The sequence below is a fragment of the Streptomyces maremycinicus genome (assembly GCF_001184025.1).
Lineage (GTDB): Bacteria > Actinomycetota > Actinomycetes > Streptomycetales > Streptomycetaceae > Streptomyces > Streptomyces maremycinicus.
This window is the reverse complement of the sequence record NZ_BBYG01000026.1, coordinates 1-19,236: the sequence shown is the minus strand read 5'-3', so window position 1 is coordinate 19,236 and position 19,236 is coordinate 1. Positions and strand designations below refer to the sequence as shown.

Below are 19,236 nucleotides of genomic sequence, written 5' to 3'. Positions count from 1 at the left end.
GGCAGTAGGGGTCGGCCGGACGCCCGTCAGGTCGGCGCCTGGCGGGCGGCCCGGAACCCGGAAACCCGGCGGCCGGCGTCGCCGTACCGGGTGCTCCTCAGCGTGTCGGGTCCGCCGGGTGCGGGGCCACCAGCGGGAGCTGCGAGGCCAGGCGCTGTTCGCACAGCTCGACCAGACGGTCGTAGCCGGCCTTGCCCATCAGCTCGGTCAGCTCCGGACGATACGAGACGTACACCGGGTCGCCCGCGCCGTGTGCCGAGGTCGCGGACGTGCACCACCAGTGCAGGTCATGACCGCCCGGCCCCCAGCCGCGGCGGTCGTACTCGCCGATCGACACCTGGAGCACGCGGGTGTCGTCGGGCCGGTCGATCCAGTCGTACGTCCGGCGGACCGGCAGCTGCCAGCAGACGTCCGGCTTGGTCTCCAGCGGCTCGCGTCCCTCCTTGAGCGCCAGGATGTGCAGCGAGCAGCCCGCGCCGCCCGCGAAGCCGGGGCGGTTCTGGAAGATGCACGAGCCGTTGAACGGGCGGGTCTGGCGCGAGCCCTCTTCGTCCTCCGAGACCCAGCCGTCCCGGACGCCCTCGTCGTGGTGCTGCCAGATGTCCGGCGTCAGCCGCGCCACGTGTCCGGCGACGCGCTTCTCGTCGTCCTCGTCGGAGAAGTGGGCGCCCAGGGTGCAGCAGCCGTCGGCCGCGCGGCCCGGCTGGATGCCCTGGCAGCCGCTGCCGAAGATGCAGTTCCAGCGGGAGGTCAGCCAGGTCAGGTCGCACCGGAAGATCTGTTCGTCGTCCGCGGGGTCGGGGAACTCCACCCACGCGCGCGCGAAGTCCAGACCCTTCTCGTCCGCGGCCAGAGCTTCCGCCGCCAGGGCCTTCGCATCCGCGGCCTGGGCCTTGTTCGACCTCTTCGATGGCTTCACCGGCTTCGCCCGCGAAGAACCGTCGGTAGATTTGTCGGTTTTCGCCTTGTTCGTCTTTGGCACTCGTCCAGGGTAAGTCGCCCGGCGCCGCTTCGGGGACGGCCAGGGGCGCTCTGGGCAGTAGCGTTCCCTACATGAGACTCGGTGTCCTCGACGTGGGATCGAACACGGTGCATCTGCTGGTGGTGGACGCGCACCCCGGCGCGTGCCCCCTGCCCGCGCACTCGCACAAGGCGGAACTCCGCCTTGCCCAACTCCTCGACGACGACGGCGCGATCGGCCCCGAGGGCATCGACAAACTGATCGCCGTGATCCAGGAGGCGCTCCAGGCCGCCGAGGACAAGGGCGTGGAGGACCTGCTGCCGTTCGCGACCTCCGCCGTGCGCGAGGCCAGCAACGCCGACGACGTCCTCGCGCGCGTGCAGGCCGAGACCGGCGTCGAGCTCCAGGTGCTCACCGGCGCCGAGGAGGCCCGGCTCACCTTCCTCGCCGCCCGCCGCTGGTTCGGCTGGTCCGCCGGAAAGCTGCTGGTCCTGGACATCGGCGGCGGCTCCCTGGAGATCGCCTACGGCATCGACGAGGAGCCCGACGCGGCCGTCTCGCTGCCGCTCGGCGCCGGCCGGCTCACCGCGGGCTGGCTGCCCGGCGACCCGCCCGACCCTGAGGACATACGGGCCGTGCGCCGTCACGCCCGCGCGCAGATCGCCCGCACGGTCGGGGAGTTCAAGCGCTTCGGCGCCCCCGACCACGTCGTCGCCACGTCGAAGACGTTCAAACAGCTCGCCCGTATCGCCGGCGCCGCGCGCTCGGTCGACGGCCCCTACGTCGAGCGGCAGCTCAAGCGCGAGTCGCTCGAGGCCTGGGTGCCCCGGCTGGCCGGCATGACGACCGCCCAGCGGGCGGAACTGCCGGGCGTCTCCGCGGGGCGCGCCAACCAACTCCTCGCGGGCGCGCTCGTCGCGGAGGGCGCGATGGACCTCTTCGGCGTGGAGGAGCTGGAGATCTGCCCCTGGGCGCTCAGGGAGGGCGTCATCCTGCGCAAACTCGATCACATGGCGTCGGAGTGACGAGCCCGATGACGGGCGCGGCACGGTCGCGGTGATGGACGCGGGACGGTCGCGGTGACGGGCGCGGACGGTCGTGGGGAGGACGCGGGACGAGCGCGGACGCGCGTGGTGATGGACGCGGGACGCTCGCGGTGATGGACGCGGGGTGAGCGCGGTGACGGCGTGCGGGGCGCGCGGGGCGTGCGGGGCGCGCGTGGACGTGACAGGGCCGGCCTCGCCGCGCGGGCGCGAGCGGCCGGGACGCACGCCCGCCCCTCCGTGGCGAACACCACAACGGCGGCCGGGGGCCCGGCACCCGGGTGACCGCACCCCGTAACCTGTCCCCCATGGCAGAGCCAGTCGTGCGGATCCCGGAAGCGAAGGTCGCCCTGTCGACGGCCTCGGTCTACCCGGAGTCGACGGCGACGGCCTTCGAGATCGCCGCGCGCCTCGGCTACGACGGCGTCGAGGTCATGGTCTGGAACGACCCCGTCAGCCAGGACATCGACGCGCTGCGCAGACTCAGCGACTACCACCGGATCCCGATCCTCGCCGTCCACGCTCCCTGCCTGCTCATCACGCAGCGGGTGTGGTCGACCGACCCGTGGACCAAGCTCCAGCGGGCCCGCGCGGCGGCGGAGAAGCTCGGCGCGAGCACGGTCGTCGTCCACCCGCCGTTCCGCTGGCAGCGCCAGTACGCGCGGGACTTCGTCACGGGCATCTGGCGGATGGCGGACGAGACGGACGTACGGTTCGCCGTCGAGAACATGTACCCGTGGCGCTACCGCGACCGCGAGATGCTCGCCTACGCGCCCGACTGGGACGTCACGAAGGACGACTACCGGCACTTCACGATCGACCTCAGCCATGCCTCCACGGCCCGCGCGGACGCGATGCAGATGATCGACCGCATGGGCGACCGCCTGGGCCACGTCCACCTCGCCGACGGAAACGGTTCGGCGAAGGACGAGCACCTGGTCCCCGGCCGGGGCGCCCAGCCCTGCGCCGAGCTGCTGGAACGGCTCGCGCTGACCGGCTTCGACGGGCATGTCGTCATCGAGGTCAACACGCGGCGCGCGATGTCGAGCGCCGAACGTGAGGCCGACCTGGCGGAGGCGCTCGCCTTCACGCGCCTGCACCTGGCCTCCGCCTCGTCGTCGGCCTCCTCGACCCCGTCCCCCGGGACGAACCCGACCCCGTCCCCCGGGACGAAGGTGCCCCGCCGATGACCGGCGTCACGGCCCGCAGGCGCGGTCGCCCCCCTCGTACGGAGTCGGCGGACACCCGGGACCGCATCCTGACGGTCGCCCGCGAGGAGTTCTCCGAGCGTGGCTACGACAAGACGTCCGTACGCGGCATCGCGAAGGCGGCCGGGGTGGACCCGGCGCTGGTGCACCACTACTTCGGCACCAAGGAGCAGATCTTCGAGGCCGCCATCGAGGTCGCCTTCGCCCCCACGCTGGGCGCCCCGGAGGCGATCGCCGACGGCCCGCTGGACCAGGTCGGCGAGCGGCTCGCCCGCTTCGTCCTCGGCGTGTGGGAGAACCCCACGACCCGTAAGCCCCTGCTGGCGATCGTCCGCTCCGCCGTGAACAACGAGACCGCGGCCGCCGTCTTCCGCCGCCTGGTCGCCTCCCAGGTGCTGCGCCGGATCGCCGGCCGGCTCGACCTGCCGGACGCCGAGCTGCGCGCCGAACTGGCCGCCGCGCAGCTGGTGGGCTGCGCGATGCTGCGGTACGTGATCAAGGTGGAGCCGCTGGCCTCGGTGGACCTGGAGCTGATCATCGCGCGCGTGGCACCGGTCGTGCAGGGACACCTGACCGGGCCGTGAGACGCGGCCCCGGTCCGGGTTCCGGCTCGGACCCGAAGCGAGCCGGACGCGGGCCCGACGAGGCCCGTCCGAGGTCCTGACGCGGGTCCGACGAGAGCCGGACGGTATCCGGACGAGGGCCCGCCCGGGCTCCTGGCGCGGGCTCGGAGGTGAGACATCCGTCCCGATATACGGACACCGTGTCCGACCCCTGGATGACCGGCGTACGCTCGTTAGCAGTCAGAAGTCTCTGATCGCAGTCTCTGAAGGAGCGAGCGACGATGCCCGAGCTGAGGTCCCGCACAGTCACCCACGGCCGCAACATGGCGGGCGCCCGCGCCCTTATGCGCGCCTCCGGTGTACCCGGTGCGGACATCGGCCGGAAGCCGATCATCGCGGTGGCGAACAGCTTCACCGAGTTCGTGCCCGGCCACACGCACCTCCAGCCGGTCGGCCGGATCGTCAGCGAGGCCATCACCGCGGCCGGCGGCATCCCGCGCGAGTTCAACACGATCGCCGTCGACGACGGCATCGCCATGGGCCACGGCGGCATGCTCTACAGCCTGCCCTCCCGCGACCTGATCGCGGACAGTGTGGAGTACATGGTCGAGGCGCACTGCGCCGACGCCCTGATCTGCATCTCCAACTGCGACAAGATCACCCCGGGCATGCTGAACGCGGCCCTGCGCCTGAACATCCCCACGGTCTTCGTCTCCGGCGGCCCGATGGAGTCCGGCCGAGCCACCCTGGTCGACGGCACCGTCCGCACGCTCGACCTGGTCGACGCGATCTCCGACGCCGTCAACGACAAGATCTCGGACGAGGACATCCTCCGGATCGAGGAGAACGCCTGTCCGACCTGCGGCAGCTGTTCCGGCATGTTCACCGCCAACTCGATGAACTGCCTGACCGAGGCCATCGGTCTCTCGCTCCCCGGCAACGGCTCGGTGCTGGCCACCCACACGGCCCGCAAGGCGCTGTACGAGAACGCGGGGCGCACGGTGATGGACATCACCCGCCGCTACTACGAGCAGGACGACGAGACCGTCCTGCCCCGCAACATCGCCACCATGGCGGCTTTCGAGAACGCGATGGCCCTCGACATCGCGATGGGCGGCTCGACCAACACGATCCTGCACCTCCTCGCCGCCGCCCAGGAGGCGGGCGTCCCGTTCGGCCTGGAGGAGATCAACGAGGTCTCGCGCCGCGTGCCCTGCCTGGCCAAGGTCGCGCCGAACGTCGCGAAGGACCGCACGTACTACATGGAGGACGTGCACCGCGCCGGCGGCATCCCCGCCCTGCTCGGCGAGCTGCACCGCGCGGGCCTGCTCAACGAGGACGTGTACTCGGTCCACAGCCCGTCCCTGGCGGACTGGCTGAAGACCTGGGACGTCCGCGGCGGCTCCCCCTCGCCCGAGGCGGTCGAACTGTGGCACGCGGCCCCCGGCTGCGTCCGCTCCGCCGAGGCCTTCTCCCAGTCCGAGCGCTGGGAGGCGCTGGACGTGGACGCCGAGGGCGGCTGCATCCGCTCCGCCGAGCACGCCTACAGCAAGGACGGCGGCCTCGCGGTCCTGCGCGGCAACATCGCCGTCGACGGCTGCGTGGTCAAGACGGCCGGCGTCGACGAGTCGATCTGGACCTTCGAGGGCCCGGCCGTCGTCTGCGAGTCGCAGGAGGAGGCCGTCGAGAAGATCCTCAACAAGCAGGTGACGCACGGCGATGTCGTCGTCATCCGCTACGAGGGTCCCAAGGGCGGTCCCGGCATGCAGGAGATGCTCTACCCGACGTCCTTCCTCAAGGGCCGCGGCCTCGGCAAGACCTGCGCCCTGATCACCGACGGCCGGTTCTCCGGCGGCACCTCGGGCCTGTCCATCGGCCACGCCTCGCCCGAGGCGGCCTCCGGCGGCACCATCGCCCTCGTCGAGGACGGCGACCGCATCCGCATCGACATCCCCCACCGCACCATCGAGCTCCTCGTCGACGACGCCGAACTGGCGCGGCGCGAGGCGGCCCTCGGCGGCGTCTACGCCCCGAAGAACCGCGAGCGCAAGGTGTCCGCCGCGCTGCGGGCCTACGCGGCGATGGCGACGAGCGCCGACAAGGGCGCGGTGCGGGACGTGTCGAAGCTGGGCTGACGCCATCCGGCGACCCCTTCAGGGGCGAACGCTGACGCGAGGGCCGTCTCCGCGGTACGGAGGCGGCCCTCGACGTGTCTCACCAGCCCGCCGGGTCCCGGCCGTGTCTCACCAGCCCGCGGGGTCCCGGCCGTCCACGGCGAAGACGGTTCCGTCGGGGGCGCCGGCGTAGACATGGCCGTCGACCGCCTCGGGCGCGGGCAGGGTCGCCACCACCTCGTCCGAGTTCGCGCCCAGCCGCAGCGCGGTCTGCCCGACGAGCTTGCCCCGCTCGGCGTCCACGGCGAGGAGCCGTCCGTCGGCCGCGCTGAAGTACACGTGCTCACCGTCGGCGGCGGGCACCGAACCCCGGCTCACCGCCGTCTGCAGGGACCACACCTGCTTGCCCAGACCCGTGTCGACGGCCACGAGTGATCCGTCGAAGGCCAGGAGGTAGACCCGGTCGCCCTGCACGGTGGCGACCGCCTCCAGGAGCTCGACGCCCAGCTTCACCCGCAGCGACACCTTGTCCCGCGGCGAGTAGCGGACCACGGCGTCGACGGTGCCGTAGTCGTCGCCCTGGGACAGCAGGACGAGGCTGCCGTCCGCGGTGCCCACGAGATCCAGCGTGCCGCTGAGCCGCTCGTCCCACCGCACCTTCCCGGTCGTGGGATCCACGGCCGTGATCCGGGTGTGCCCGTCGTCCGAAGTGCTCGACGCGTACGCCAGCGGATCCTTCGGCAACGCCGTGAAGTACGGCTCGCTCAGCCCCGGGATGCGCCGGCTCCACAACGGCTCGCCCGTCGCGGCGTCCACCCCGGTCACCGTGCCGTCGGCCGCCGTCAGCAACAGGGTGCCGCCGACGGTGCGGACACCCGGGTAGTCCGACAGGTCGCGCTGCCAGCGGGTGGCGCCCGTCGCCGGGTCGAGCGCCTCCAGCCGCTTGCCCGAGTGCGTGATCACCTGGGCCAGGCCGCCCGCGAGCACCGGCGCCTGACTCGGCCCGTCGTCGTCGGTGAGGACATGCCGCCACAGCACCCGGCCGTCGGACGCGTCCAGCGCCGACACCAGCCCCGACTGGACGCAGAGCAGCCGCTGAGCGTCGTAGGCGCACTGGGGCATGCCGCCCGTGCCCGCACCGGTCCCCGCGCCGGTGCTGCCCTTCACCGGCCGCGTGCTCCAGGGAGCGAAGGCCGGCGACGTGGACCGCGCGCCCGCGTCACCCCGTGCGTCCCGGCCCGGGTCGGCCGCGCCGGGCAGCTGCGTGGCGAGGAGCGCGCCACCCGACAGGACGACGACCAGCGCACCGACCGCGAGCGCCACCCGGCGACGCCGCCCGCCCGCCCGTACTCCCGCCTGGCCCGGCGCCCGCGAGGCCTCCCCGGCCCCCGGGGGCCGCTCAGCGCGCCCGGCGGTCTCCTCCGTCCCTGCTCCGGCCTCCTCCAGCGCCCGCTGGGACGGTATGAACGCCTGGGTGTCGTACGAGGCCGCCACCGAGCGCAGTTCCCGCATCAACTCGTCCGGTGTGGGACGGTCCTCGGGCTCCTTGGCCAGACAACGCACCACCAGCGGCGCGAGGTTCCCCGGGACGCCGGTCAGATCCGGTTCGTCGTGCACGACCTGGTACGCGACGACGTACGGGCTGTCGGAGTCGAACGGCCCGCGTCCCGTCGCCGCGTGCACCATCACCGACCCGAGCGCGAAGATGTCGGCGGCCGGTCCCACCTCGCGCGGCCGCCGGAACTGCTCCGGTGCCATGAACGGCGGCGTGCCGATCAACTTGCCTGTCTCGGTGCGCAGTTCGCTGTCCTTCGGCCGGGAGATGCCGAAGTCGATGACCTTCGGTCCGTCCTCGGCCAGCAGGACGTTGCTCGGCTTCAGATCCCGGTGCACCACCCCGACCCGGTGGATGTCCCGCAGCGCCTCCGCGAGCCCGGCCATCAGCCGCCGCAACTCGCCCGCGCGCATGGGTCCGTTCCGCTTCACCTGCTCGGCGAGCGTCGCGCCGGGGATGAACAGGGTGGCCATCCAGGGTCGTTCGGCCTCCGGATCCGCGTCGACGACGGGTGCGGTGAACGCCCCGCTCACCCGTCGAGCGGCGGCCACCTCCTGGCGGAAACGGCCCCTGAACTCGGGATCCAGGGCGAATTGGGCATGGACGACCTTCACCGCGACCTTCATCCCGGAGGTGCTCCGGGCCAGGTGCACCACGCCCATGCCACCGGAGCCCAGACGCTCCTCCAGGCGGTAGTGGCCGGCGTACTCCGGAAGTTCCGCTTCCGCGCCCGCCCCGGTGTTGCGCTGTGGCGTCATGGACCACCCCCGTGCTGTTCAACCGCGCGCGCGACGCACGGAGCCTAGTCGATGACTCGTACGGGACCGAGGCGACTTGCTAGCCTCCGTGTGCGAATTCTGCACATGTGTTTCATTGCGTGGTTTAGGGGAATCAACGTGACCCCATGGCAGTCATGGGGTTCGACGGGGGAGGTTTTTTCATGTCTGTTGACCGCGTGGAAGAGGTCGCGAGCGGCGAGCCGGCGGAGGCCGTCACGACGGCCGCGGCGGCTCTCACCTACTACCCGATCGCTCCGGGCGTCCGGCTGAACGTCCGCAGCGGCCCCGGTACGAGCTACCCGGTCGTCAGGGTCCTGGCCGAGGGCACCAAGGTGCCGATCTTCTGCCAGACCCCGGGCACCTCGGTGAGCGGCCCGTACGGCACGACGAACATCTGGGACAACATCGCCGACAGCCAGTTCGTCTCGGACGCCTACGTCAGGACAGGCAGCGACGGCTACGTCGCCGCCCGCTGCGCCTGAGCTCCGACCGGCCGGGCGCCGGGCCCGGACAGGGGTTCGGGGCAGGTGTTCACACCGGGGCCGGGGCCGGGGGAGGGCCCGGGTCGGGGTAGGGCTTTGGGTCGGGTTAGGGGTTTGGGTCCAGGGACGGGGGAAGGGCCGGGGCGGGGGAGGGGCGAAGCGCGGGCTTGGACCCCGGCCCGACCCGGAGCACTGGCTCGGACGCCGACAGGGACTCGGGCCGCCCCGGGCCGGGCTCGCGCTCGGCTCGGGCTCGGGCTCGGAGCTGAATCGCACGCGGATTCAGGCCGGGCGCTCACTCGGACCGGCCCCGACCCCGGTGCGCCGACCTCGGCCGCATCCCCGCCCGGCCGGACCATTTCGCACTGCACCGAGCTGCCCTGCGCCGGACGACGCCGGGCCGGGCGGTACCGAACGGGGCCGGGTTGCATCGCACGGCGCGGGGTTGCGCCGCACCAGGCCGGGTCGCGCCGGACGAGGCCGGGTCGCGCCGGACGAGGCCGGGTCGCGCCGGACGAGGCCGGGCCACCAGGTCGGGTGGCACCGCACCGGACCGGGCCGGGCCGTGCCGAACGGGTCCGCGTGGCACCGCACCGCGCGGGGTTGCACCGGACCGGACCGGGCCGGGCCGGACGAGGCCGGGTTGCACCGCATCAAGCCGAGCCGCACCGGACCGCGCCCGCGCCGGATCAGACCAGAGGCACACCCCGGGACGACCCCTCTGTCTGGCCTCGGACGGCCCCACTGACCGGCCTCGGATCCACCGCCGGCCGCCCCGGGGCGGCCCACCCGGAAGCCCGCCCCCGGCCGGAGCCATAATCGTCCCGTGAGCGACGAAAACGGCACCCCGGACACCTCGGCCGGCTCCGGGGACACCCCGACCGGCGCGGCGGGCACCCCCACCGGCAGCGGCACCGGCCGACCGGGAAGCTCCGCCGGCGCAGGCCCCCGCCCGGAGCCCCTCCGCTTCTTCGGCACCACCTGGGTGGACCACGACCCCGGCCGCCAGGGCTACGCGGTCCGCCGCATCGCCGTGGCCGTCGGCTCCCTGGCCGCCGTCGCCGCTTCCTGCCTCGTACTCCGCTTCGCCTACGAGGGCATCGCGATCGCCGACCTGGGCAGCTTCGTGACGCTCCTGGTCGTCGTCATGTTCGCGGTCTGCACCGCACTCGCCTTCCGCCACACCTGGGAAGGCTTCACCAAGCGACCCGACCCCGACCGCCAGGCCTCCCTGCGCGGTCTGCTGGCCGTCGGTTTCGTCGGCTCGCTGCTCGCGTACTTCTTCCGCACCTTCACCGAGGCACCCGGTGAGAGGCTCCACCGCGAGGAGTACGACACGGCTCGCGAACAGTACGAACGCCGCTCCACCCGCCGCACCGGCAACCCGTCGAAGAAACGCCGCCGCGGCTGACCTCCCCCGCCCGGACCCGACGCCGCCCGGGGGAGCGGGACACGAACGACAAGCACCGACGCCCCGCGACCGCCATGACCTGCGGATCCGCCCCGATGGCACCAGATCCGCTCCGTGGCCCGTGGCTGGTGGCACCCGGCTCGTGACCCGCGGACCCTGGCCCCTGTCCACAGACCAGGCGACCCGTCCCCCCTTTCTCTCCCCGTCCCTCTCCCTCCACCATGGCCCCATGACGGCCTCCCCCCAGCCCTCGTCCGATGCCTCCTCCCAGCGCCCCTCCCCCACCCCCTCCGACGCAGCCTCCCCCACCCCCTCTCACAGCCCCTCCCACGCCACCCGAGCCTTCTCCTTCAACTCCGCCGCTGCGCAATACGCCGCCAACCGCCCCTCCTACCCGACCGCCCTCCTGGAGACGATCGAGGACCTCGCCGGCCGACCCCTCGCCGGGGCGCGGGTCGCGGACGTCGGGGCGGGCACCGGCCTAGCGACCGCCCTCCTGCACGCCCGCGGCGCCGACGTCATCGCCGTCGAGCCCGGGGACGGCATGGCCGCACAGTTCCGCCGCGGCCTCCCCGGCGTGCCGCTCGTCCGGGGCGACGGCAACCGCCTCCCCCTGGCCACCGCCTCCCTCGACTTCCTCACCTACGCCCAGTCCTGGCACTGGACCGACCCGGTCCAGTCGGTCCCGGAGGCCCTGCGGGTCCTGCGCCCGGGCGGCGCGCTGGCGCTGTGGTGGAACACCGGCGCCCTCGACGTGCCCTGGCTGGCGGAGGCGGCCCGGCGCATCGACCGGCGCTTCGGGGAGAGCATCCCCGCACACACCAGGAACGTGGACGTCCGCGTCGTCGACCCCACCGGCCGCCTCGGACTGACCCGCCGTGAGGTCCGCTGGAGCCGCCGCGTCCCCGTAGACACGCACCTGGCCAACCTCGGCAGCCACTCGCTGTTCCTGGTCCACGGCGAGGAGGCGAGCACCGCCTTCCTCGCCGAGGAGCGCGACCACCTGATGCGGGCCTTCCCCGACGGCTACGTCGAAGAGGTCTACGACGTCATCCTGCTGCTCGCGACCAGAGCCTGACCGCGCGCGGCGGCCCAGTCCTCCAGCGCCGCCGCACACGCGTGATCCACGTGCCGCAGCCCGCCCAACTCCAGCCGCACCGCGCGGTCGCGGGGCAGCGCGTCCAATGCGTCCAGCAGTTTCGGCAGCCGCAGGAACGTCGCGTGCCCCCGCACCCGCACGACGAGCCCGGCGTCTCCCCGGTCCTCCGTCTCGACGTGCACATGGCTGATCTCCCACGCCGTCTTCGCCACGGCCAGCGCCAGCCCGACCAACACCCCCTCGAACAGGTTCCCCACCACGATCGACACCGCCGTCACCCCGAGCACGACGGCCTCCGCCCGCTGTCCGCGCCACAGCTTCCGTGCCTCCCGCCAGGGCACCAGCCCGCCGCCGACGTACATCAGCAGCCCGGCCAACGCCGCGACCGGAACGGCTCCGAGCACCCCGGGCAGCGCGGCCGCGAACAGCAGCAGCCACACCCCGTGCAGCACCCGCGCCGCCCTGGTCCGCGCGCCCGCCCCCGCCCCCGCGCGGACGGCACCCCCGGCTCCCGCGACCGCACTGCGCACGAGGAAGGTCGTCATCGGCAACGCCCCCAGCACCCCGCACACGACGTTGCCCGCGCCCTGGGTCATCAACTCCCGGTCGTAGTCCGTCCCCCGTCCCTCGGGCAGCCGGTCCTCCGCCGCCGCGCCGAACAGCGACTCCGCCGACGCGATCAGCGCGAACGCCGCCACGGTCCCGATCACCCCCACTTCCGTCAGCCGTCCGAGGGCCGCCGCCTCCGGCACCCGCACGGCATCCCACACCCCCTGCACCTGGACCCGCCGCACCTCCAGGTCGAACACCCATGTGACGCCCGCCGCGGACGCCACCGCGACCAACGGCGCCGGAACCAGCCGCGCACCGCGCCGCCAACGCCCCCACAGCAGCAACACGACCATGGTGGCAGCCCCCACTGACAACGCCACCGGATCCACCCGCCCGGGCAGTGACACCAACCCGGTGAGGCGACCGGGACCGTCCGCCGGCGCGGCCACGTCCCCGAGGGCGTACACCTGCCCGGCGACCAGCACCAGCCCGATCCCGGCGAGCATCCCGCGCGCGACGGCCACCGACACGGCCCGGAACCATCGCCCCAGCCGCAGCGCACCGAGCCCCCACTGCACCAGCCCGGCGGTGAGGACGAGCACCCCGAGCGCCGGAAGGCCGTACCGCTGTACGGCTTCGTGGACGAGCACGGTCAGCCCGGCCGCCGGCCCGCTCACCCGAAGACTGCCGCCGGGCAGCGCCCCGACGACCAGCCCACCGACGATGCCGGTGACCAGCCCCAGCTCGGCGGGCACACCGGAGGCCACGGCGATGCCCGTACAGAGGGGGAGCGCGACGAGGAACACGGTGAAGGAAGCGAACAGATCGGCTTTACGGACACCACGGAGCAACACGGCAAACAAAGCGGCACCTCCGGAAGGAAACGGGAGATGCGCGGGCGCGCCGCACCGGGGGAGGGCACGGCGACGAAGCTGCGCGGACCGGAGCGAGAGCGGGGCCGACGCTCGGGCAGCGCATGAATTTCATTGTCGGTCGATGCCATTGTCCGTCGAAATGACGGCCCGGGCGGGAGGTTCCTGTGGTGACCCGGTGAACACGGAAGCGAAAGAACCGAAACCTCCGCTTCCAACACCACCCCGCACCCCCGCGCCACCGGCGCGCCCCCGCACCACCCCCATGACCCGGCGCCACCCTCGCGACTCCGCGCCGCCGTGCCACCTCCACGACCCCGCGCCGCCGTGCCACCTCCACGACTCCGCGCCGCCGTGCCACCTCCACGACCCCGCGCCATCCCGTGACCCCGCGCCGCCCCGGTGGCCCCGCACTACCCCGCCCCCCCGTGGCCCCCGCGCCATCCCCGTGACCCCGCCCCGCCGGGGCACCCTCGCACCCCCTCCCTTCCACCCCCCTTGACGCCCCGACACCCCCCGGAGCATTATTCATCGCATGATGAATTCCAAGCCGGAGTCCCGCCCACCCGGCGAGGCCACGACCCAGGCCCCGCCTGTCGGAACCACCGAACCCACCGAACCCTCCGGACTCGCCGAACCCTCCGCGCCCGCCGTTCGAGCCGAGAAGCTGACCGTCGTCCGAGGTCCCCGCACGGTCCTGCGCACCCTCGACTTCACCGTCCCCCGTGGCCAGATCACCGGCCTGCTGGGCCCGTCCGGCTGCGGAAAGTCGACCCTCATGCGCGCGATCGTCGGCACCCAGGACAAGGTCACCGGCACCCTCGACGTCCTCGGCCACCCCGCGGGCCACCCCACCCTCCGCACCCGCATCGGCTACGTCACCCAGGCTCCCTCCGTCTACGACGACCTGACGATCCGCCAGAACCTCGACTACTTCGCCGCGATCCTCGACCCGGGCCGCGCGGCGGCGGACCGCCGCCACGAGAACGTCACCCGGGCCATCGCCGACGTGGACCTCACCACCCACGCCGACGCCCTCGCCGGCAACCTCTCCGGCGGCCAGCGCAACCGCGTCTCACTGGCCGTGGCCCTCCTGGGCACCCCGGAGCTCCTGGTCCTCGACGAACCCACCGTCGGCCTGGACCCGGTCCTGCGCCGCGACCTGTGGAACCTCTTCCACGACATCGCCGCCACCCGGGGCGCGACCCTGCTCATCTCCTCCCACGTCATGGACGAGGCCGAGCGCTGCCACCGCCTGCTCCTCATGCGCGAGGGCGAGATCCTCGCCGACGCCACCCCCGAGGCCCTGCGCACCCGCACCGGAGCCGACACGGTCGAGTCGGCGTTCCTGCACCTGGTGGACGAGGCGACGCAGGCGGCCCGCACGAAGGAGACCGGCACGCAGGGTTCCGGCACGAACGAGACCCGCACGAAGGAGACCACCCGATGACCAGGCCCACGCCCACACCGGCACCCGCGCCCACAGCCAAGTCCACCACCGCCGCCGCCACCCCCGCTCAGCCCCCTGCCCCCGCCCCCACCAGCGCCCTGAGCGTCTCCCGCACCACCGCCACGGCGGCCAGGGTCCTGCGCCAGCTGCGCCACGACCCCCGCACCATCGCGCTGCTGGTCCTCATCCCCTGCGTGATGCTGTTCCTGCTCCGCTACGTCTTCGACGGCAGCCCGCGCACGTTCGACAACATCGGCGCGTCCCTCCTGGGCATCTTCCCGCTGATCACGATGTTCCTGGTCACCTCCATCGCGACCCTGCGCGAACGCACCTCGGGCACCCTCGAGCGCCTCCTCGCCCTGCCCCTCGGCAAGGGCGACCTGATCGCCGGCTACGCCCTCGCCTTCGGCACCCTCGCGATCATCCAGTCGGCCCTGGCCACCGGCCTGGCGGTCTGGTTCCTCGACCTGGACGTCACGGGCAGCCCCTGGCTCCTCCTCCTGGTCGCCCTCCTCGACGCGCTCCTCGGCACCGCCCTCGGCCTCTTCGTCTCCGCCTTCGCGGCCTCGGAGTTCCAGGCCGTCCAGTTCATGCCGGCGGTGATCTTCCCGCAGCTCCTCCTCTGCGGCCTCTTCGCGCCCCGCGACACCATGCACCCCGCCCTGGAGGCCGTCTCCGACGTCCTTCCGATGTCGTACGCGGTCGACGGCATGAACGAGGTCCTCACCCACACCGACATGACGGCGACCTTCGTACGGGACGTCCTCATCGTCGGCGGCTGCGCCCTCCTGGTCCTGTGCCTGGGCGCGGCGACCCTCCGCCGCCGCACGGCATGACCACCGGACCCGTCCGGCGCTGGAGGACCGAGCCGTCCGGCCAAAGGCGGGGGGCCGGGGGCGCGGCCCCCAGGAACAGGACAGGACGGGAAGGAAGGGACAGGACGGGAAGGAAGGGACAGGACGCGATGGGACGGGAAGGGAAGGGGCGGCAGGGGCGGCAGGGGCGACAGACCCGCAGTCCGCCCACCGGACACGCGGACCGACCCCCCATCCCCGGTGCGAGGATGGCCGAGGACGACGGACGACGCACACCTCCGGAGGACCCTCCAGCCATGACCCAGAAAGTCGCAGTCCTCGGCACCGGCAAGATCGGCGAAGCCCTCCTCAGCGGCATGATCCGAGGCGGCTGGCCCCCCGCCGACCTCCTCGTCACCGCCCGCCGCCCGGAACGCGCCGAAGAACTCCGCACCCGCTACGGAGTCACCCCGGTCACCAACGCCGAGGCCGCCAAGACCGCGGACACCCTGATCCTCACGGTCAAACCGCAGGACATGGGCACCCTCCTCGACGAGCTCGCCCCGCACGTCCCCGCCGACCGCCTGATCATCAGCGGAGCCGCCGGCATCACCACCGCCTCCCTGGAGGAACGCCTCGCCGACGGCACCCCGGTCGTCCGCGTCATGACGAACACCCCGGCCCTCGTGGACGAGGCCATGTCCGTCATCTCCGCCGGCACCCACGCCACCGCCGCCCACCTCGCCCACACCGAGGAGATCTTCGGCGCCGTCGGCAAGACCCTGCGCGTCCCCGAGTCCCAGCAGGACGCCTGCACCGCCCTCTCCGGCTCCGGCCCGGCGTACTTCTTCTACCTGGTCGAAGCGATGACGGACGCCGGCATCCTGCTCGGCCTGCCCCGCGACAAGGCCCACGACCTCATCGTCCAGTCCGCGATCGGCGCCGCGACGATGCTCCGCGACAGCGGCGAACACCCGGTCAAACTCCGTGAGAACGTCACGTCGCCCGCCGGCACCACCATCAACGCCATCCGCGAACTCGAGAACCACGGCGTACGAGCCGCCCTGATCGCCGCCCTCGAGGCCGCCCGCGACCGCAGCCGCGAACTGGCCTCGGGCAAGAAGGACTGACGCCGCCGGGGCGGTCAGGCACCGGCCGCCCCCACGAGATCCTCGGTCGTCACCACCCGCGCGAACCCACCCCCGTGCAGGGACACCGCCGACGCCTGCGCGATCTCCTCCGCACTCCGCCGCCAGCCGAACGGACCCTCCAGGTCGAACGTGTACGTCGCGTCGTACGCGAACAGCACGTCGTACCCGAGATTGCCGCCCATCCGCGCCGTCGTCTCCGCGCACATGTTGGTCTGGATCCCGGCGACCACGATCTGCGAGATCCCCTCGGCGGTCAGCCAGGCCCCGAGATCCGGCGTGCCGAGGAACGCCGAGTTCACCGTCTTCGTGACGAACAGCTCGGCCCCGGCGCCCTTCCCGCGCCGCTCCTCCACGTACTCCTTGAACTCGTTCCCCTCGTACCCCAGCCGCAACGGCGACCCCGGCTTCACCGAGTCGTGCCGCACGAACACGACCGGCCGCCCCGTCCCCTGCCATACGTCGACGAGGGCGGCGATGTTGTCGTCCGCCCCGGGATTGTTCCGCGCCCCCCAGAAGTCCAGCTCCTCGAAGCCCTTCTGCACATCGACGACCACCAGCGCTGCGTTCTCCGCGATATCCATGCCGTCGATCCTGCCGCCGCAGGCACTCGCGCCCCAGCAGGCCGGAAGACAGCGATCGATGATTTACTGCCACCCATGAAGCCTGCGTACCGGGTCGCCCTCGTCGCCTTCCCCGGCATCCGCGCCTTCGACGTCTCCGTGATCACCGAGGTCTGGGGCACCGACCGCACCGACCGCGGCGCCCCCGCCTTCGACCTGCGCAGAGCCGCCACCGACCGCACCACCCCCATCCCCATGCGCGGAGGGCTGGCCCTCCTGCCCGACCGCACCCTGAGCTGGCTCTCCCGGGCCGACCTGATCCTGGTCCCCGGCCTCGACGACCACCTCACCCCCGCACCCGCCCCCGTCCTGGACGCCCTCCGACGCGCCCACGCCCGTGGCACCACCCTCGCGGCCCTGTGCGGCGGCGCCTTCACCCTCGCCCAGGCCGGCCTCCTCGACGACCGGCGGGCGATCACCCACTGGGGCCTGATCGACCTCCTCCGCACCCACCATCCCCGGGTGAACGTCGTCCCCGACGCCCTCTTCATCGAGGACGACAACATCTGGACCGCCGCCGGCACGGCAGCCGGCATCGACCTCTGCCTCCACCTGGTCCGCCGCTCCCACGGCGCCGAAGCGGCCGCCACCATCGCCCGCTCGATGGTCACCGCCCCCTTCCGCACCGGCACCCAGGCCCAGTTCATCGAGCACCCGACGCCCCGCACCGACCGCGACGCCGACACCCTCGCCGCCGTACGCGAACACGCCCTGCGCCACCTGCACGAACCACTCACCGTCGCCGACCTGGCGGCGCGGGCCGGCATGTCCGCCCGCAGCTTCGCCCGCCACTTCACGGCGGAGACCGGCGCCACCCCGCTGCGCTGGCTCCTCGACCAGCGCATCGCCGCGGCCCAGAAACTCCTCGAACGCACCGACCTCCCCATGCCCGAGGTGGCCCGCCGCGCCGGCTTCGGCAGCGAGGTCACGATGCGCCAGCACTTCGCATCGCGCCTCGCCACCAGCCCACGCGCCTACCGCACCGCGTTCAGCACCCGGTCGGCGACCGGCTCCGTCGCGGGCGGCAGCAGCCCGATCGCGCGATAGGCGCTGTCCACGACCGGCCGCGCCATCGCCCGGGCCCTCGCCGCCCCGTCCCGCAGCACCTCGTCCACATGGACGGGGTCCGCGCACAGCTCCCGGTGCCTGGCCTGGAGCGGCCGCAGCACCTCGACCACCGCGTCGGCCGTGTCCCTCTTCAACGCCCCGTACGACCCGTAGGCGTCGGCCAGCGCCTCCGGCTCGCCGCCCGTGCACGCGGCGAGGATCTCCAGCAGATTGGCGAGCCCCGGCCGCTCCTCCCGGTCGTAGACGACCTCCCGCCCGCTGTCGGTGACGGCCCGCATGACCTTCTTGCGCACCGCCTCGGGCTCGTCCAGCAGATAGACGATCCCCGGCCCGAAGTCGTCGCTCTTGCCCATCTTCGACGTCGGCCGCTGGAGGTTCATGACCCGCGCAGCCACCGCCGGATGCGTCGCCTTCGGCACCACGAACGTGTGCCCGTACCGCTGGTTGAACCGCACCGCGAGATCGCGCGTCAGCTCGACGTGCTGAGCCTGGTCGTCACCGACCGGCACCTCGTCGGACCCGTACGCGAGGATGTCCGCCGCCATCAGCACGGGATAGGTCAGCAACGACAGCCGCACACCACCCCCGCGCTCCCGCTCCCGCCCGGATTTCTCCTTGTACTGGATCATCCGCCGCATCTCGCCGTCCGTGGCCACGCACTCCAGCAGATACGACAACCGCGCGTGTTCGTCCACATGACTCTGTACGAACACGGTGCACAGCCGGGGATCCAGTCCCGCCGCCAACAGCAGCGTCGCCGCCTGCCGACTCAGCCGGCGCACCCGCGCCGGATCGTGGTCCACGGTCAGCGCGTGCAGATCGACGACGCAGAAGAGCGAGTCCGCCCGGTGCTGGTCGACCTCGGCCCACTGTCGCAGAGCTCCCAGGTAGTTCCCCAGCGTCAGATGCCCGGTCGGCTTGACCCCGCTGAAGACCCGCTTCATCTCTCCACCTCCTGGTCGGGACCGCCGATCCGCCGGCCGACCCCCTGTGACCCTGGAGGGAGAAACGAGAACGGCCGCCGAAGCGGCGGCCGTTGAGTGCATACGTGAGTGCGGCCGCCGTCAGGCGGCCCACCACAGCTGGGTGCACGTACGCGTAGTCATGTCCGTCAGCGTACGCCTCAGGGGTGCCCGAGGGGCATGAGTTGACACACCCCGACCGGCTACGTAGTGTTCTCCGAGTTGTTCGACGTGAGCGCCGACCCCGGTCGGTCCCCGGACAGCCATTCCGCAGGTACCCACCACCTCTCGACAGGCAGTCGATTCGTCTGCCGTCGTGTTGTTGGCATGTGTATTCGCGAATGAGAATCCGCGTTCGAAAGGACGCAGCCCCCGATTGGCTTCGGTGGGCGGGAATCCGCTAAAGTCTCACTCGTCGGAACGGCCCAACGGCCGGGAAGACAAACCCCCGCTGACTGGGAATCAGGCCCGAAAGGATCTGATAGAGTCGGAACCGCCGGAAAGGGAAACGCGAAAGCGAGAACCTGGAAAGCACCGAGGAAATCGGATCGA

16 protein-coding genes are annotated in these 19,236 nt (G+C 72.6%); 11 read left to right on the top strand and 5 right to left on the bottom strand.

Annotated elements, in window-relative coordinates; all coding sequences use genetic code 11:
* Nucleotides 1-97: 97 nt before the first annotated feature.
* Nucleotides 98-982 (bottom strand): DUF3109 family protein, encoded by an 885-nt coding sequence (locus tag AOQ37_RS36190; protein ID WP_078890552.1) that lies wholly within the window; start codon nt 980-982, stop codon nt 98-100.
* 71 nt (nt 983-1,053) lie between these two features.
* Between AOQ37_RS36190 and AOQ37_RS36185 the strand changes: the two genes are divergently transcribed.
* The 4 genes from AOQ37_RS36185 (at nt 1,054) to ilvD (ending at nt 5,910) form a co-directional block, all read left to right on the top strand.
* Nucleotides 1,054-1,986, top strand: coding sequence for a Ppx/GppA family phosphatase (locus AOQ37_RS36185; protein ID WP_062651123.1), 933 nt, complete (start codon nt 1,054-1,056; stop codon nt 1,984-1,986).
* A gap of 326 nt (nt 1,987-2,312) precedes the next feature.
* Nucleotides 2,313-3,194 (top strand): sugar phosphate isomerase/epimerase family protein, encoded by an 882-nt coding sequence (locus AOQ37_RS36180; RefSeq protein ID WP_062651121.1) that lies wholly within the window; start codon nt 2,313-2,315, stop codon nt 3,192-3,194.
* On the top strand, nt 3,191-3,796 hold the full coding sequence (locus AOQ37_RS36175; protein ID WP_062651119.1) for a TetR/AcrR family transcriptional regulator: 606 nt from the start codon (nt 3,191-3,193) through the stop codon (nt 3,794-3,796). Before AOQ37_RS36180 ends, AOQ37_RS36175 begins: the two co-directional genes overlap by 4 nt.
* 260 nt (nt 3,797-4,056) lie before the next feature.
* Nucleotides 4,057-5,910, top strand: coding sequence for a dihydroxy-acid dehydratase (gene ilvD / locus AOQ37_RS36170; protein ID WP_062651118.1), 1,854 nt, complete (start codon nt 4,057-4,059; stop codon nt 5,908-5,910).
* Nucleotides 5,911-6,018: 108 nt separating this feature from the next.
* On the opposite strand, the gene AOQ37_RS36165 is transcribed toward ilvD, so the two are convergent.
* Entirely contained in the window at nt 6,019-8,202 is a 2,184-nt protein-coding gene (locus AOQ37_RS36165; protein WP_062651115.1) for a serine/threonine-protein kinase, read from the bottom strand.
* Nucleotides 8,203-8,384: 182 nt separating this feature from the next.
* On the opposite strand from AOQ37_RS36165, the gene AOQ37_RS36160 reads away from it, so the two are divergent.
* The 3 genes from AOQ37_RS36160 (at nt 8,385) to AOQ37_RS36150 (ending at nt 11,194) form a co-directional block, all read left to right on the top strand.
* Nucleotides 8,385-8,705, top strand: a complete 321-nt coding sequence (locus tag AOQ37_RS36160) for an SH3 domain-containing protein (protein WP_062651113.1) — start codon at nt 8,385-8,387, stop codon at nt 8,703-8,705.
* Nucleotides 8,706-9,531: 826 nt separating this feature from the next.
* The gene (locus AOQ37_RS36155; protein WP_062651111.1) at nt 9,532-10,116 is read left to right on the top strand and encodes a hypothetical protein; all 585 of its coding nucleotides are present in this window, start codon (nt 9,532-9,534) and stop codon (nt 10,114-10,116) included.
* A gap of 229 nt (nt 10,117-10,345) precedes the next feature.
* A complete protein-coding gene (locus AOQ37_RS36150) occupies nt 10,346-11,194 on the top strand; it encodes a class I SAM-dependent methyltransferase (RefSeq protein ID WP_062651109.1) in 849 nt (282 codons plus the stop codon).
* Here the strand turns inward: AOQ37_RS36150 and AOQ37_RS36145 are convergent.
* A complete protein-coding gene (locus AOQ37_RS36145) occupies nt 11,158-12,621 on the bottom strand; it encodes a SulP family inorganic anion transporter (protein ID WP_078890560.1) in 1,464 nt (487 codons plus the stop codon). The genes AOQ37_RS36150 and AOQ37_RS36145 overlap by 37 nt on opposite strands.
* A 553-nt stretch (nt 12,622-13,174) precedes the next feature.
* On the opposite strand from AOQ37_RS36145, the gene AOQ37_RS36140 reads away from it, so the two are divergent.
* The 3 genes from AOQ37_RS36140 to proC all read left to right on the top strand — a co-directional run bounded on the left by AOQ37_RS36140 (nt 13,175) and on the right by proC (nt 16,013).
* On the top strand, nt 13,175-14,089 hold the full coding sequence (locus AOQ37_RS36140) for an ABC transporter ATP-binding protein (RefSeq protein ID WP_062651107.1): 915 nt from the start codon (nt 13,175-13,177) through the stop codon (nt 14,087-14,089).
* Nucleotides 14,086-14,925 (top strand): ABC transporter permease, encoded by an 840-nt coding sequence (locus AOQ37_RS36135; RefSeq protein ID WP_107085392.1) that lies wholly within the window; start codon nt 14,086-14,088, stop codon nt 14,923-14,925. The genes AOQ37_RS36140 and AOQ37_RS36135 overlap by 4 nt, the downstream gene beginning before the upstream one ends.
* 275 nt (nt 14,926-15,200) lie before the next feature.
* A complete protein-coding gene (gene proC / locus AOQ37_RS36130) occupies nt 15,201-16,013 on the top strand; it encodes a pyrroline-5-carboxylate reductase (protein ID WP_062651104.1) in 813 nt (270 codons plus the stop codon).
* 14 nt (nt 16,014-16,027) lie between these two features.
* On the opposite strand, the gene AOQ37_RS36125 is transcribed toward proC, so the two are convergent.
* The gene (locus tag AOQ37_RS36125) at nt 16,028-16,615 is read right to left on the bottom strand and encodes a cysteine hydrolase family protein (protein ID WP_062651101.1); all 588 of its coding nucleotides are present in this window, start codon (nt 16,613-16,615) and stop codon (nt 16,028-16,030) included.
* Between the two features lie 75 nt (nt 16,616-16,690).
* On the opposite strand from AOQ37_RS36125, the gene AOQ37_RS36120 reads away from it, so the two are divergent.
* Nucleotides 16,691-17,701, top strand: coding sequence for a GlxA family transcriptional regulator (locus AOQ37_RS36120; protein ID WP_062651099.1), 1,011 nt, complete (start codon nt 16,691-16,693; stop codon nt 17,699-17,701).
* Here AOQ37_RS36120 and trpS read toward each other — a convergent pair.
* The gene (gene trpS / locus AOQ37_RS36115) at nt 17,629-18,666 is read right to left on the bottom strand and encodes a tryptophan--tRNA ligase (protein ID WP_062651097.1); all 1,038 of its coding nucleotides are present in this window, start codon (nt 18,664-18,666) and stop codon (nt 17,629-17,631) included. The genes AOQ37_RS36120 and trpS overlap by 73 nt on opposite strands.
* Nucleotides 18,667-19,236: the final 570 nt, after the last annotated feature.

Bases quoted from the DNA above. Each gene is read 5' to 3' on its own strand.
- AOQ37_RS36185 (WP_062651123.1), top strand. From the start codon at position 1,054: ATGAGACTCGGTGTCCTCGACGTGGGATCGAACACGGTGCATCTGCTG.
- AOQ37_RS36180 (WP_062651121.1), top strand. From the start codon at position 2,313: ATGGCAGAGCCAGTCGTGCGGATCCCGGAAGCGAAGGTCGCCCTGTCG.
- AOQ37_RS36175 (WP_062651119.1), top strand. From the start codon at position 3,191: ATGACCGGCGTCACGGCCCGCAGGCGCGGTCGCCCCCCTCGTACGGAG.
- ilvD (WP_062651118.1), top strand. From the start codon at position 4,057: ATGCCCGAGCTGAGGTCCCGCACAGTCACCCACGGCCGCAACATGGCG.
- AOQ37_RS36165 (WP_062651115.1), bottom strand. From the start codon at position 8,202: ATGACGCCACAGCGCAACACCGGGGCGGGCGCGGAAGCGGAACTTCCG.
- AOQ37_RS36160 (WP_062651113.1), top strand. From the start codon at position 8,385: ATGTCTGTTGACCGCGTGGAAGAGGTCGCGAGCGGCGAGCCGGCGGAG.
- AOQ37_RS36150 (WP_062651109.1), top strand. From the start codon at position 10,346: ATGACGGCCTCCCCCCAGCCCTCGTCCGATGCCTCCTCCCAGCGCCCC.
- AOQ37_RS36140 (WP_062651107.1), top strand. From the start codon at position 13,175: ATGATGAATTCCAAGCCGGAGTCCCGCCCACCCGGCGAGGCCACGACC.
- AOQ37_RS36135 (WP_107085392.1), top strand. From the start codon at position 14,086: ATGACCAGGCCCACGCCCACACCGGCACCCGCGCCCACAGCCAAGTCC.
- proC (WP_062651104.1), top strand. From the start codon at position 15,201: ATGACCCAGAAAGTCGCAGTCCTCGGCACCGGCAAGATCGGCGAAGCC.
- AOQ37_RS36125 (WP_062651101.1), bottom strand. From the start codon at position 16,615: ATGGATATCGCGGAGAACGCAGCGCTGGTGGTCGTCGATGTGCAGAAG.
- AOQ37_RS36120 (WP_062651099.1), top strand. From the start codon at position 16,691: ATGAAGCCTGCGTACCGGGTCGCCCTCGTCGCCTTCCCCGGCATCCGC.
- trpS (WP_062651097.1), bottom strand. From the start codon at position 18,666: ATGAAGCGGGTCTTCAGCGGGGTCAAGCCGACCGGGCATCTGACGCTG.